Origin of the sequence: Streptococcus sp. 2018110 (assembly GCF_019754115.1) — a bacterium.
Classification (GTDB): Bacteria; Bacillota; Bacilli; order Lactobacillales; family Streptococcaceae; genus Streptococcus; species Streptococcus hashimotonensis.
Genome location: NZ_JAIJZO010000008.1, coordinates 1 through 13,384, shown reverse-complemented (window position 1 = coordinate 13,384; position 13,384 = coordinate 1). Strand labels below are relative to the sequence as shown.

General features: G+C 40.7%; 13 protein-coding genes and 1 tRNA gene. 4 read left to right on the top strand and 10 right to left on the bottom strand.

From position 1 onward, the window contains the following. Positions 1-19: 19 nt before the first annotated feature. A tRNA-Thr gene (locus K5Q34_RS06140) sits at positions 20-92 on the bottom strand. 157 nt (positions 93-249) lie between these two features. On the opposite strand from K5Q34_RS06140, the gene K5Q34_RS06135 reads away from it, so the two are divergent. The 3 genes from K5Q34_RS06135 to K5Q34_RS11810 are packed head-to-tail and all read left to right on the top strand — an operon-like array spanning position 250 to position 3,013. Beyond that, entirely contained in the window at positions 250-720 is a 471-nt protein-coding gene (locus K5Q34_RS06135) for a ferrous iron transport protein A (RefSeq protein WP_014637631.1), read from the top strand. Next, the gene (gene feoB / locus K5Q34_RS06130; protein ID WP_105150940.1) at positions 717-2,861 is read left to right on the top strand and encodes a ferrous iron transport protein B; all 2,145 of its coding nucleotides are present in this window, start codon (positions 717-719) and stop codon (positions 2,859-2,861) included. Before K5Q34_RS06135 ends, feoB begins: the two co-directional genes overlap by 4 nt. Beyond that, positions 2,861-3,013: a FeoB-associated Cys-rich membrane protein gene (locus K5Q34_RS11810; RefSeq protein ID WP_105119105.1), complete on the top strand. Its 153-nt coding sequence runs from the start codon at positions 2,861-2,863 to the stop codon at positions 3,011-3,013. The genes feoB and K5Q34_RS11810 overlap by 1 nt, the downstream gene beginning before the upstream one ends. A 52-nt stretch (positions 3,014-3,065) precedes the next feature. Here the strand turns inward: K5Q34_RS11810 and ftsX are convergent, their stop codons facing one another. The 6 genes from ftsX to K5Q34_RS06100 all read right to left on the bottom strand — a co-directional run bounded on the left by ftsX (position 3,066) and on the right by K5Q34_RS06100 (position 8,196). Next, positions 3,066-3,995, bottom strand: coding sequence for a permease-like cell division protein FtsX (ftsX, locus tag K5Q34_RS06125; protein WP_161944137.1), 930 nt, complete (start codon positions 3,993-3,995; stop codon positions 3,066-3,068). Continuing rightward, positions 3,988-4,680: a cell division ATP-binding protein FtsE gene (gene ftsE, locus K5Q34_RS06120; protein WP_002936190.1), complete on the bottom strand. Its 693-nt coding sequence runs from the start codon at positions 4,678-4,680 to the stop codon at positions 3,988-3,990. Before ftsE ends, ftsX begins: the two co-directional genes overlap by 8 nt. A 142-nt stretch (positions 4,681-4,822) precedes the next feature. Then, positions 4,823-5,918, bottom strand: a protein-coding gene (gene prfB / locus K5Q34_RS06115; RefSeq protein ID WP_105095241.1) for a peptide chain release factor 2 whose coding sequence is annotated in 2 segments (ribosomal slippage) — positions 4,823-5,845 and positions 5,847-5,918 — 1,095 coding nt in all. Because the reading frame shifts where the segments join, the coding sequence is not laid out codon by codon here. Positions 5,919-5,952: 34 nt separating this feature from the next. Next, on the bottom strand, positions 5,953-7,080 hold the full coding sequence (gene queG / locus K5Q34_RS06110) for a tRNA epoxyqueuosine(34) reductase QueG (protein WP_029171516.1): 1,128 nt from the start codon (positions 7,078-7,080) through the stop codon (positions 5,953-5,955). Between the two features lie 40 nt (positions 7,081-7,120). After that, positions 7,121-7,609 (bottom strand): VanZ family protein, encoded by a 489-nt coding sequence (locus K5Q34_RS06105; protein ID WP_024406710.1) that lies wholly within the window; start codon positions 7,607-7,609, stop codon positions 7,121-7,123. A 170-nt stretch (positions 7,610-7,779) separates the two neighbouring features. Further along, positions 7,780-8,196: a TM2 domain-containing protein gene (locus K5Q34_RS06100; protein ID WP_105138958.1), complete on the bottom strand. Its 417-nt coding sequence runs from the start codon at positions 8,194-8,196 to the stop codon at positions 7,780-7,782. A 133-nt stretch (positions 8,197-8,329) separates the two neighbouring features. On the opposite strand from K5Q34_RS06100, the gene K5Q34_RS06095 reads away from it, so the two are divergent. Further along, on the top strand, positions 8,330-8,719 hold the full coding sequence (locus K5Q34_RS06095; RefSeq protein WP_221864681.1) for a hypothetical protein: 390 nt from the start codon (positions 8,330-8,332) through the stop codon (positions 8,717-8,719). A 277-nt stretch (positions 8,720-8,996) separates the two neighbouring features. Here the strand turns inward: K5Q34_RS06095 and K5Q34_RS06090 are convergent, their stop codons facing one another. The 3 genes from K5Q34_RS06090 to K5Q34_RS06080 all read right to left on the bottom strand — a co-directional run bounded on the left by K5Q34_RS06090 (position 8,997) and on the right by K5Q34_RS06080 (position 13,176). Beyond that, positions 8,997-11,681 carry a cation-translocating P-type ATPase gene (locus tag K5Q34_RS06090; protein WP_074391760.1) on the bottom strand — a complete coding sequence of 895 codons (2,685 nt, stop codon included), beginning with the start codon at positions 11,679-11,681 and terminating at the stop codon, positions 8,997-8,999. Positions 11,682-11,890: 209 nt separating this feature from the next. Next, entirely contained in the window at positions 11,891-12,277 is a 387-nt protein-coding gene (locus K5Q34_RS06085) for a DUF1934 domain-containing protein (RefSeq protein ID WP_044681082.1), read from the bottom strand. Positions 12,278-12,288: 11 nt separating this feature from the next. After that, positions 12,289-13,176: a sulfite exporter TauE/SafE family protein gene (locus K5Q34_RS06080; protein WP_205028273.1), complete on the bottom strand. Its 888-nt coding sequence runs from the start codon at positions 13,174-13,176 to the stop codon at positions 12,289-12,291. Positions 13,177-13,384: the final 208 nt, after the last annotated feature.

Here is a 13,384-nt window from a genome sequence, read left to right as displayed (position 1 = left end):
GGTTTTTAGCGTTATTTGATGCTAGTTGCCGGGATTGAACCGGCGACCTCATCCTTACCATGGATGCGCTCTACCGACTGAGCTAAACCAGCAGTACTTGACTAGTATATCATATCTCTAAAAAAAGTCAATGGATTTTTTGGAAATATGGAAAAAAATAAGTCCGAAAATAAGTCGTTCCTAAAAATTATCTGACACTTTTAAGGAATTATGCTATACTATTGTTATAAAAATCACAAAGGAAACGATATGAAACTGCAAAACCTTCAAGTTGGACAATCTTATTTAGTCAAAGATTGTCTAACGCAAGATGATATTCGTAAACACTTAGCGCACTTGGGTTTAAAAGTCGGAGAAGAGATTCGCATCATTTCAAAAACCAAGACCAATGCTATTTTCCAAGTCAAGGCAAGCCGTCTAGCCCTAGATAGAGAAATTATTGAATCTCTGGTTTTAATAGAAAAGTCAGCTACGGAAATAATCAATCTATCTGAGGCACCTATTGGTAGCTCAGCTAAGGTCATGGACATCTATGCAACAGGTGCACTCCGTCGTCGCCTCATGGATATGGGACTTACAAAGAACACGCAGCTATTTCTCAAAAAAGTCGCGCCCCTGGGAGATCCAATCGAAATTACCTTGAGAGGATATGAGCTAACACTACGCAAATCCGAAGCGCAAATGATTGGTGTTCAAATCACAAGCGAGGTGAAGAAATGACAAAACACATCGCCCTTGCAGGAAATCCAAATAGCGGAAAAACAACTCTTTTCAACCTCCTAACAGGAACCAACCAACGTGTTGGTAACTGGCCTGGAGTCACCGTTGAAAGAAAATCTGGAACAATCAAAAAGCGAAAGCATTTACTAATTCAAGATTTACCAGGTATCTACTCACTATCTCCATACACACCAGAAGAACGGGTTGCCAGAGATTATTTGATAGCGGACCAACCAGCTGCTATCCTCAACGTCCTTGATGCAACAAACTTGGAGCGAAATCTCTATCTGACCTTGCAGTTATTAGAAATGGGCCTTCCTACTGTTATCGCCCTCAATATGACAGACGCCCTGAAAAGTCAAGGTCGCTCAATAAACAGCGACCAACTCTCCTATCAACTGGGAGTTCCTGTACAGCCTATCAGTGCACTAAAAAAGCTAGGTATATCCCAGCTCCTCCATGAAGTAGAAAAAATTACCAATCAACAAGCCGAGCCAATCTATCCTCAGTATGATAAGCAATTTGAAGCCGGTCTTGCCCAAGTTATTGACCTATTATCGGATTCCATCCCAAATCATCAAAAACGCTTCTACGCCATTAAGCTACTCGAACAAGATCAAGTCATTCTAGATCAATTGCAACTCAATGCACAAGATATGCTTGATTTGACCGAAATCATTGCCATTTTGGAAAAAATTTACGCAGACGATATGGAAGCCATTATCGTCAATCAACGCTACCAATTTATCGAGAAAATCACAGAACTGGTCACAAAAGACAGCGATAAGGCTTTTAATCTGTCTGATAACATAGACCGACTTGTTACCAATCGTTTTCTTGCCCTCCCCATCTTTGCGGCAGTCATGTGGCTGACCTACTTCCTGTCTATTCAAACGGTTGGTACAATGGGGACGGACTGGGTGAATGATGTCCTCTTCGGAGAGCTTGTTCCAGGTCTTATTCAGGAAAATCTAGATCGATTTGAAATCGCTGGCTGGCTACAATCTCTGGTCCTTGATGGCATTATTGCAGGATGCGGAGCCATCCTCGGTTTTGTACCACAAATTTTCGTCCTCTTCGTCTGCTTGGGAATCTTGGAAGACATCGGCTATATGAGTCGAGTAGCCTTTGTCATGGATAGGATTTTTAGACGTTTTGGTCTATCAGGCAAATCCTTTATTCCCATGTTGATTTCCACAGGCTGTGGCGTTCCAGGAGTCATGGCAAGTCGGACTATTGAAAATGAACAGGACCGGAAAATTACCATTATGACAGCAACCTTCATGCCCTGTTCTGCCAAACTTCCTATCATTTCTCTGGTGGCCGGTGCTTTCTTTCCTGACAATCCTTGGATTGCTCCAAGCGCCTATTTTGTCGGTATGGCCGCCATCGTCCTATCCGGAATGGCACTAAAAAAGACCAAGCAGCTCGGTGGAGTCGCAAGCCCCTTTATCATGGAATTACCATCTTATCACTTACCGAAACTCAGTACGGTTCTCCGGTATGCATTCGATAAGGCACTTAGTTTTATCAAACGAGCTGGTACCATTATATTTGTGACCAACATCATTATTTGGTTCAGCAGTTCCTATAATTGGTCTTTACAAATGGTAGAAACAGATGAGAGTATCTTAGCCTCCATTGGACGCAGTTTTTCTCTCCTCTTTACCCCACTTGGTTTTGGAAATTGGCGAGCAACTGTTGCAGCCATTACAGGTCTCTTAGCCAAGGAAACCGTCATTGCCACCTTTGGTATCCTCTATAAATTAGGAGAAACAACCGAAGAAAATCCCGAACTCTGGGGGCTTTTACAACAAGACTATACCGCATTATCAGCCTATTCCTTCCTAGTCTTCAATCTCCTCTGTGCCCCTTGTTTTGCGGCTATTGGTGCCATTCACCGTGAAATGGGAGAAGCCAAGTGGACATGGATTGCTATCGGTTTTCAAACAGGTTTAGCCTATGCAAGTAGTTTGGTTATCTATCAGATTGGTCTTGTACTTATCTACGGACAATTACCAACCGTCTGGACATTTATCGCTATCTTTCTAATTATCATAGCCATCTACAGCCTAGTGAAAAAACCAGCCAATACTCTTCCAATCGTCACGCTAAAAACATTAGAAAAAGGAGAATATTAATGCCTACTCTTATCCTCTTTCTCATCATCGTCATCTTATTTTCTCTTGCTATTCGCAGTCTCATCAAAGGAAAAGGATCCTGCGGAGATTGTTCCTGCGACTGTACTATTAAGCAAGAGATGAACAAATCTTCTCACCATAGACATCCATAACAAAAAGGTCTGCCTCATTATTGTGCAGACCTTTTTACATGTAGCTTGTCTATTAAATTTTTAAGTAGCGGTTCATGGAAATGACTGATCCCAAGGAACCAATAATAATACCAATTACAAAAAGTGTGCCAATCATTCCTGGAACAAAGACATTCATACTAATCAGAGACAAATCTTGACTAGCAAGACTAGCATTTACTGAAGTATAGATCATCTTATAAAGAGAATAGACTAAAACAGAAGGTAAAATAGCTCCGAGGAACCCTACCCAGGCACCTTCCCAGAGGAATGGTCCACGAATATAACTGTTTTTAGCACCAACCAGACGCATAATCTGAATTTCACGGCTACGAGAAATAATGGTAATTCGAATGGTATTGGAAATCAAGAAGACCGCAGTAAAGAGCAACAAACCAGTCGCTGCCAATCCCCAAGTCCGAACTAAATCAGCCAACTTGAAAATGCGCTCTGTCTCTACTTCACCATCTCGAACCTCTGTAACACCATCAATTTTTGCAATTTCTGCAGCCACAGATTTAACATAATTTGGATCTGTCGTATCAATGATATAAGCATCGTAAAGTGGATTGGCATCTCCTTGGAATAAGTTCCAAGTGTCTCCCAAGGTAGCTGTTAATTTCTGCAACTGTTCATCCTTACTTGAATAAGTAACAGATTGTACATTTTCTAAGGCTGTAATCTGATTATACACCTTTTGATAATCTGGATTAGCTACCGTCTCTCCTGCTTCGTTCACAATCGTCTCAGCTTGATCAGTTGAGTTCGCTCTCAAGTATACATTGATGCGTACATTCTGTTCCAAATCCGAAGCAAGCTTTGCTGTGTTTAAAATAACTGAAGCAAATAGACCAACCAAAGTAAGAGTAATCGCTACAGATGAGATAGCTGCAATTGTCATCCAACCATTTCGCTTCAAACTCTTCAATGACTCAATAAAGTGTCTAAAAAATCGATTACTCATCGTATCCATATTCTCCTTCCGCTTCATCACGTACTACACGACCATCTTCAATCGCAATAACACGATGACGAAGTGTATTCACAATCTGACTATTGTGTGTCGCCATCAAAATCGTTGTCCCCTGTAAGTTAATTCGCTCCAATAGATTCATGATTTCCCAAGAGTTTTCAGGGTCCAAGTTACCAGTTGGTTCATCAGCAATCAATACTTTAGGATTATTTACAATGGCACGGGCAATAGCAATCCGCTGTTGCTCACCACCTGAAAGTTCATTTGGGAAAGAACGAATCTTGTGCTTCAAACCAACCAAATCTAAAACTTCCATTACACGTTTCTTGATATTCCGTGGTTTCTCACCGATAACTTCCATCGCATAAGCAATATTTTCAAAGACAGTCTTTTTAGGTAAGAGTTTGTAGTCTTGGAAAACCACTCCTACACTACGACGTAGAAGAGGAACATCTCTCTTTTTAATTTTTGCAAGGTCAAACTTACCAACCTTTAAACTCCCCTTATCGAGCTTTTCCTCCCGATACAAGAGTTTGATAAAGGTTGACTTACCTGCACCAGAAGGACCTACAATGTAGGCAAATTCTCCCGCTTCAACATTGACTGATACTCCGCGAAGGGCAGTCGTTCCGTTTCCATATTTCTTGGAAACGTCTTTCATTTCTATTATTCCCATAGGATTTCCTGTCTTAGACAGTCCTTTCTTTAGATTTGAGAACGTTTTTTTCAAAATACAGTCCGTATTCTCTCAAAAAACTTCCTTGATGAGCGAAAAACTCTCTCTTATTTACAAGCACCTCACTTGTAAATACAGATTCTTAGCTAATTCTCCATTTTAAATAAGCATCTATAAAGCCGTCCAAGTCTCCGTCCATAACCTTATCGACTTGAGCCACCTCATAACCAGTACGGTGGTCTTTTACCATTGTATAAGGTGTAAAGACATAAGAACGAATCTGACTTCCCCAAGTGATCTCTTTCTTGTCTCCCTTGAGTGAGTCTACTTCTGCCGCTTTCTTCTCCTGCTCCAATTGATACAATTTAGCCTGCAAGAGTTTCATTGCACGGTCTCGGTTTCCATACTGAGTACGGTCAACTGTGGACTGAGTCACAATCCCTGTCGGAATGTGCGTCAATCGAACACCCGTTGAGACCTTGTTGACGTTCTGTCCACCAGCACCTCCTGACCGGAAGGTATCCATCTTCACTTCATCATCTCTGATTTCAATTTCAATGGTATCGTCCAACTCAGGCATTACCTCTACAGATGTAAAGGAAGTATGACGACGCTTAGCTGAGTCAAAAGGTGAGATGCGCACCAAACGATGAACACCCATTTCTGACTTAAGCAAGCCATAGGCGTTTGGCCCAGTAAAGCTTAGAGTTACGGACTTAATACCTGCCTCATCACCAGCTTGATAATCCAATGTTTCTACTGTAAAACCTTTGGCATTTCCATAGCGCTGATACATCCGCAGGAGCATTTCTCCCCAGTCTTGTGCCTCGGTACCACCCGAACCTGGATGGATTTCCAAGATAGCGTTATTGTGATCATAGGGTTCCGACAAGAGCAAGGTCATCTCATAGGCAGTCATGGCTTTGTCCAATTCTGCCAACTTTTCAACCAACTCTTCCCGAACAGACTCATCTTCTGCTAGAAAATCTAGCAAAATTTCAGATTCATCATATAAATCCAACATCTGATGGAAATTTCCATAAGTATTTTTTAATTCATTCAACTCCTGAGACGTCTTCTGGGCTGCCAAATTATCATTCCAGAAATCTGGCTCCGTCATCTTGTTCTCAAGAATGGCAATCTCTTCTTCCAGACCTTCTAAGTCAAAGTGACCCCCTAAAAGAAGTTAATTTTTTGCCAAGTTCTTCAATCTTTTGGCGAATTTCTGCTGTATCCATATACACCTCATTTTTATTCATAATCTTTATTATATCACATTTGCAAGTCCTTGACCATGCTGAGAAAGGCCGTTTGCTCCGCTATAACATCATCATTGTCTGATGAAATACCTGCGATAAAGTCTACCATTTCATCATTGGGCTGTTTGACCAATTGCCCCAAGGCCCAGATAGCCGTTGCCATGTGGACCGGATTTTGTTTTTTATCGATGATTTCTAGGAGTTTGGGAATAGCAGAGCGATCATTACTATTAGCCAAGGCTATGATGGCATTGCGCTGGAGAATATTTTTCCCTCGCCAAGAACCAGCAATCATGCCAAATTTTTCCTTGAATTGCCCATTTGACAAATCCAAGAATGGAATCAGCTCAGGCTCAGCCAAATCAGGGTCGATTTCTACAACAGGTGGACTTGAAATTCCCTTGTTGTAGGGACAACAAATCTGGCAAATATCACAACCATAGATGACCGTCTTGATTTTCTTACGAAACTCCAAGTCCATCATACCCTTATCCTGTGTCTGAAAGGACAGACAGCGACGGGCATTCATGGTCGTATCACCTAATAGACAAGACGTCGGACAGGCTGCAACACAGCGATTGCAATCACCACAATCGTAATCTACTGGTTGATCTGGTTCGATGTCCAGGTTGGTCACTAATTCTCCTAAGAACATGTAGGAACCAAATTCCTTAGAAATGACTAGCCCATTCTTACCGATAAAGCCAATTCCTGCACGACGAGCGACCGCTGTATCCACCAAGGCACCAGTGTCCACCATGGCCTTATATTCCAAACCATCCGTCAGTTTCTCAATTCCCCGTGCCAAACGCTCCATCTTATCTTGCAAGATATAGTGGTAATCAAGCCCCCATGAACTAGGGGTAATCTTCCCACGTTTGTATTGGGTCTTCTGCGGTTTGACAGGCAAATGTCGAGGATAAGCTACCGCGATAGAAATGATGGTTTTGGCAGATTCTAACGACAGTTTGGGACGGATACGTTCTTCGATATTCTTATGTTCAAATCCTGACGAACGCCCCTCTTCCTGACTAGCACGAAGTGATTTCTCCAAATAAGCAAAATCATCAGCCGTTGTAAAACCAATCTTCGAAATTCCAATTTCCTGAGATAATTTAATAATCTCTTCCTTAATATTCATTATATTCATTTTAGCAAACTTTGGATATATTTAGCAAGACCTACATAGCTAAATAAGTTATTAATATAACAAAAAACGTTAGCGCAAAACAAAAAATATTCATACGAACATAGGCCTTCTCCCGCCAAATACTGGTCAAGACATACATGACATTAATACCGATTGCTCCCCCTAAGCCGTTTGCCAGTAAATCAGTTATATCTGCAACTCCAAGTAAAAGAAGATATTGCAGAACCTCAAAGCAGAGACTCACTAACATAATCAAACATAGATTAGCCACCCACGATGCCTTGCGAAATAGCATTTCCATATAAATACCAAAGGGAATAAAACTTACAATATTAAATAGAATTTCTGGAAAATCCAGCACTCCATCATAGACTGCTGTTCCTGCAAACGGAATTAAGTTTATACTAGCATAACCATAGCGTCCATATAAGATGCTCAAGTCCATCTTAAAGACAATCATCCAAGTAAGTAAAAGGAGATAGGCAAAAAATAAAAACATACTCATTTTCTTTGTCTGCATAGAAATTCTCCTCTCAACTAGCATATTTTATCATTATATCATAAATGCTGTTCCATAAAATGTCACTTCTGTGACAAAGCTCGTTCCATATTACAAGTACTTTACATCCTGCTAAAAAACAGAAAAGGAAGACAATACCAAGCCTCCCCTTATTCACAAAAATATCTTACTTAAAATGTCTGATGGCTATGCTGAAAAGCCTTATATTGATGGATTTGTAGCATCAAACGCTCAAAGTTCGCCTCCTTACATGCTCGCATGATTAAGAAGCAATCAATAAACTTCCACAAATAAAGTCCCAAAAATAACAAGAACCCAATCAAGATAAATAGCGTAACAAAAGATACTGCAAAAGCAATCAGCTTGGCAAATCCCAATTCTTTATTCCCGACATAAAAACGGTCGACACCAAACTCACCGAAGAAAATAGCCAAAATAAGAGCGACAAGAGGGTGACGCATCTCAACCATCATAAGAACGTTCAAAGCCTCATCATCTAAATCTTCTAGTTCTTTTTGCAGAATGAATAACTTATCAGATGGCAAATAACTACTTTTACTTAAAATATAATTCTGAAGATAATTCATATAAACTCCTACCTCTTCAAAATTATAGCAGTTTCTTATTCTTCAAGCAAGCCTACAGGGGAAAACAGTACCAGAAATCGTTTACATATTTTCTTTTTTTGCTATAATGAAACTAGATTACAAGGAGGTTCATATGAGAGTTATTATTCATTATCCAAAACCTATCAAACAACTATCCTCCCAAAAACTTCCACTCCTGGTAGATGGAAAAATTGCTGTGACAGTTACTCAAGGTAAAATTCTAAGCTTACCAATTACACAACCATCTGTTACACTAAGCATTCGAGGGGATAAAAAATCAAGCATTCAAGTTAAAGACGGCGATAGGGTCCAAATAGTGGAAAGTAGTAGGTACTTCACCCTCTACTATTTCAGCTTGGCTATCCTTCCAATTGTCATCTTTTTCCAATTTTCTACGATGATAAAGATAATCCTACTTGCTACATCTCTAATCTTTACATTTTTGGGACAAGTAATCTTCCCAAAATACATTATCAGTACAGAAAAAAGCTCAGACCACTAAATCTGAGCTTTTTCAAATGATATAGTCTTCAGTTTGCTTTTAGTACAAGGCAACGAGTCGCAGGAGGCTGGGCAAAAAGCCCAGAACCACTATTCAGAGTTCGTGTCAACATCTCAGCGCAGTGGTTGATTGGCAGATTTGTTCGTGTTTTGCACTCCAAATCTGGCCTAATCAACTGTGCGGGGGTGGGAAGACGAACTCTTTTTATCTTGGTTGAGTTCTTTCCCACTCCCAAGGCGAGTTAACGAAGTAATAAAAGATAAGCTGAATAACTATATTAGATAGCTTTTTCATCCAAGCCCAACTTACGTTGTACAAATTTAACAATTTCTACAACAACAACCATGAGACCTGAACCAATTACCGTTACCATCCATTGAGTTGGTGTCAAGATTGAAACCTTGAAGAAGGTGTTGAATCCTGGAATCACAACAGTTGCCATCAAGAGCAAGAAGGCAGCTACGATAGACCAGTTAAAGAGTTTGTTCTTGAATGGACCAACGGTAAAGATAGATTGGTAGACAGACTTAACGTTGAAGGCATGTACCAACTGAATCAATCCAAGAGTAACATAGGCCATTGTCAAGGCATCTGCATGGATTTCTTCATAAGTACTGTGTTCTGGGTAAAGCAGTGCAAAACCATAGACACCAAGTACCAATGCTGTTTGTAGAATACCCTGATAGACAATAGAGCTCAAGACACCACCTGAGAAGAAGCTTGAGTTACGACCACGAGGTTTGTGCTGCATCACACCTGGCTCAGCAGGTTCAACACCAAGGGCAATCGCTGGAAGTGTATCTGTTACCAAGTTAATCCAAAGAAGATGAACTGGCTCCAATACGTCCCAACCAAAGAGGGTAGCAAGGAAGATACATAATACCTCAGCTGTATTAGCTGACAAGAGATACTGGATAGTTTTTTGGATGTTTGAGAAGACCTTACGTCCTTCTTCTACCGCTACGATAATAGTCGCAAAGTTGTCATCTGCAAGGACCATATCAGAGGCACCTTTAGATACTTCCGTACCTGTAATCCCCATACCGATACCAATGTCGGCAGTCTTAAGTGATGGCGCATCGTTAACACCGTCACCAGTCATTGCAACAACCTTACCATCATTTTGCCAAGCTTTTACAATACGAACCTTATGTTCTGGAGATACACGAGCATATACAGAATATTGCTTGAAGACTTTCTGGAACTCTTCATCCGTCAATTCGTTGAGCTCTGCACCTGTAAATACATGGTCTTCTGTATCGTTTGGATCGATGATCCCAAGACGTTTTGCAATTGCCTCAGCTGTATCTTGGTGGTCACCTGTAATCATGATTGGACGGATACCAGCTTCCTTAGCGACACGAACAGCTTCTGCTGCTTCAGGACGCTCAGGGTCAATCATACCAACCAAACCTGAGAAGATAAGGTCGTTTTCAACAATGTCAGATTCCAATTCAGGAATAGCATCAACATACTTGTATGCCATCATCAAGACACGAAGGGCTTGTTTAGCCAACTCTTTGTTAGTTGCAAGAATAGCTTGTTTATCCGCATCGGTAATCGGACGGATTGTACCGTTTTCTTCAATTTGCGTTACACGTTTGAGCAATTGGTCTGGAGCACCTTTAACAGCTACGAAGAAGTTTCCAGCAGCTTGTTGGTGAACGGTTGACATCAATTTACGTGTTGAATCAAATGGCAATTCAGCTACACGAGGCTCAGATACCAAGACTTCACGAACATCAAAGTTTTGATCCAAACCAAATTGAACAAGTGCCGTTTCAGTTGGGTCACCGATCAATTTACCAGTTGGGTCAACTTTTGTATCGTTGGCAAAGTTCATAACACGAAGCGTTGTATTGCTTGCATCCAAAGCTTCTTTAGCATCCACCAACTGACCGTTTGTATAAACTTTTTCAACAGTCATCTGGTTCATAGTCAAAGTACCAGTCTTATCTGATGCGATGATTTCAGTTGAACCAAGTGTTTCAACAGCTGGTAACTTACGGATAATCGAGTTACGCTTAGCCAAGACCTGTGTACCAAGCGAAAGAACCACTGTAACAATAGCTGGCAAACCTTCAGGAATGGCCGCAACCGCAAGAGCTACAGAAGTCATAAGAGCAGGTAAGATACCTTCTCCACGTACAAATACCGAAACAGCCATGGTTACCGCAGCAATGACAAGAACTGCATAAGTCAAGACTTTTGATAACTGGTGCAAGTTTTGTTTCAATGGTGTATCAGTCTCATCAGCATTGGCAAGCATACCAGCAATATGACCAACTTCAGTGTACATACCTGTATTTGTAACCACACCAAGACCACGACCGTAAGTAACGTTTGAGTTTTGGTAAGCCATGTTGACACGGTCACCGATCGGTGCATCTTCAGCCAAAACTGCTGACAAATCTTTATCAACTGGTACAGACTCACCTGTAAGAGCTGCCTCTTCGATTTTGAGGGAGTTAGCTTCCAACAAACGCATATCGGCAGGAACAACATCACCTGCTTCAAGCAAGACGATGTCACCAGGTACCAAGTCTTTAGAATCAACTTCGACTACATGATTGTCACGAAGCGCACGCGCAACTGGGCTTGACATGTTTTTTAGCGCCTCAATGGCTGCCTCAGCTTGCCCTTCTTGATAAACACCAAAGGCAGCGTTCAAGATAACCACGGCCAAGATGATAATGGCATCTGTCAAACCGTGTGAACCTTCTGTAATCACCGTCAAGATTGCTGCTGCAATCAAGATAATGATCATCAAGTCCTTAAACTGATCCAAGAATTTAGCTAAGAGTGTGCGTTTTTCACCCTCATCCAATTCGTTACGACCGTAGTCTGCTAGACGTTTGCTTGCCTCATCACTAGACAAACCGTCCAAAGAAGACCCCATGCTTGACAATACTTGCTCTTCGCTCTGTGTATAAAACAAATCGCGTTTTTGTTCTTTTGACAATTTCCTTCTCCTTCTCGGTCTCTTTTTTACCTAACAAATAAAAAAGAGACCTGTCTTATTAAAACAAGTCTCGCTATTTAATATATTGCCGGAAACAAGTCGGATTGACGACAATATCACGGAAATTTCCGCTAGCTACTCCCTCGATTTGTTAACTATTATATCAAAAATCCCGAGAAATTCAAGAATATTTTTCTGGAAATAAGAGATTATTTCCACGAGATTTCCAAATCATAGGAAGCAAAAACTTGCTGGTTCTCTAATCCCTTTAATTCATATTGCAACTGGACACTTTGATCCGAACGGTTTAATTGGTAACGTTTTGTATCGGTCACAAAATGCTGGATTCCTAACGGTGTAGGAATGGTCACAATAGCTTCTTTACCAGAAATGAATCGCATAATAGACTTCGGAGTGGAAAAGCGTGTCATCACTAACTCTTCTTCGTCACATTTTATGACAACTTTTTCAGCTTCATCGTTACTATAAATGAGATAGAGAGTGCCATCTTTTTCCTTAACTTCCACTTGAAATTGCTGATCCACTACCTCAATCTGCCCGTCCAGATCAATTTCATTTCGTAAATAAATATCCATAGGTCCTCCTACTATTTTTTAATCCTAGTAACAAAGGAAGAACGAAGCAGAGTAAAGCCTGTATACGCTGCAATGAAGACAACCAAAATTTTTAAATTATTAATATCCAAATTTGATAAGAAGAAAGCGGCTGTCAAAACACCCAGTACCCCACCGACAATGATTCCTGGAACTCCTGGCCAGTTTACTCGTCCTGATTGGATAAACTGCTTGGCACCCGCTGTCATAATCATAGCAGCATTCAACATCATAACTGGAAGAGCAACCGCTGGACTAATTCCCATCAATGAGAAGAAGATTAACTCAGGAGCATAGTTACCCAGTCCCATACTCATCAGCATTCCCACCATAAAATCAAAGGCAATACCAACAGCCAGTTTCCAACCAGTTAAGCCCTTTACTTCATTGGTAAGATCTGCGCCAGGGTTAGTAATCATGCGATAGACCATGAAACAGGCTGCAATAATTAGCAAAATCCCAAGAATTCGTTGAACTTTCTTTGTATCCCATTTTTGAGTTACCTTGGCACCAACAAAGGCACCCGTAAATGCCGCTACTGCCATAGCAATCAGAGTGACCATGTCAACCTCAACTATCGTAATAAACAATAGCGCCTCTACTAAGACTGGTATGATGTGCGCCGTTGTCATGGTCGCAGGAATTTTACGATCGTCTTCCACCAACTTTGTCAGTTTAAACATAGTGGTTGTCGTTGCAAAGGTTCCAATCCCCAAGGTGTCTAGCAAATCAGTAACATAACCGATACCAAATCCTGTCCAAAATTTCTCTTTTAGAGAAATATCGTGCTTTTTAGCATAGTATAGAATTGTGTAAAGCATCCAAAGAATCAGGGCTATAATAAAGACCTGAATAGTTAATAAGATAATTTGATTATTCATTTCTCCATTATACCAAAAGATTCCTTTGGATACATAGCAATATCCTTGTATTTTAGAAAAATCAGGAATTTATCTCCCTTCGAAAGTTCTATAATGAAGTTAGCCACCTTACCTTAGTCAAGAATTAGATGTTTCACTATGTTTGAGTAAGTTGATGATTTCATTTGATAACAGGTTTGAAGCTGTTAGGCTAGGTGGCCAAGGCTAA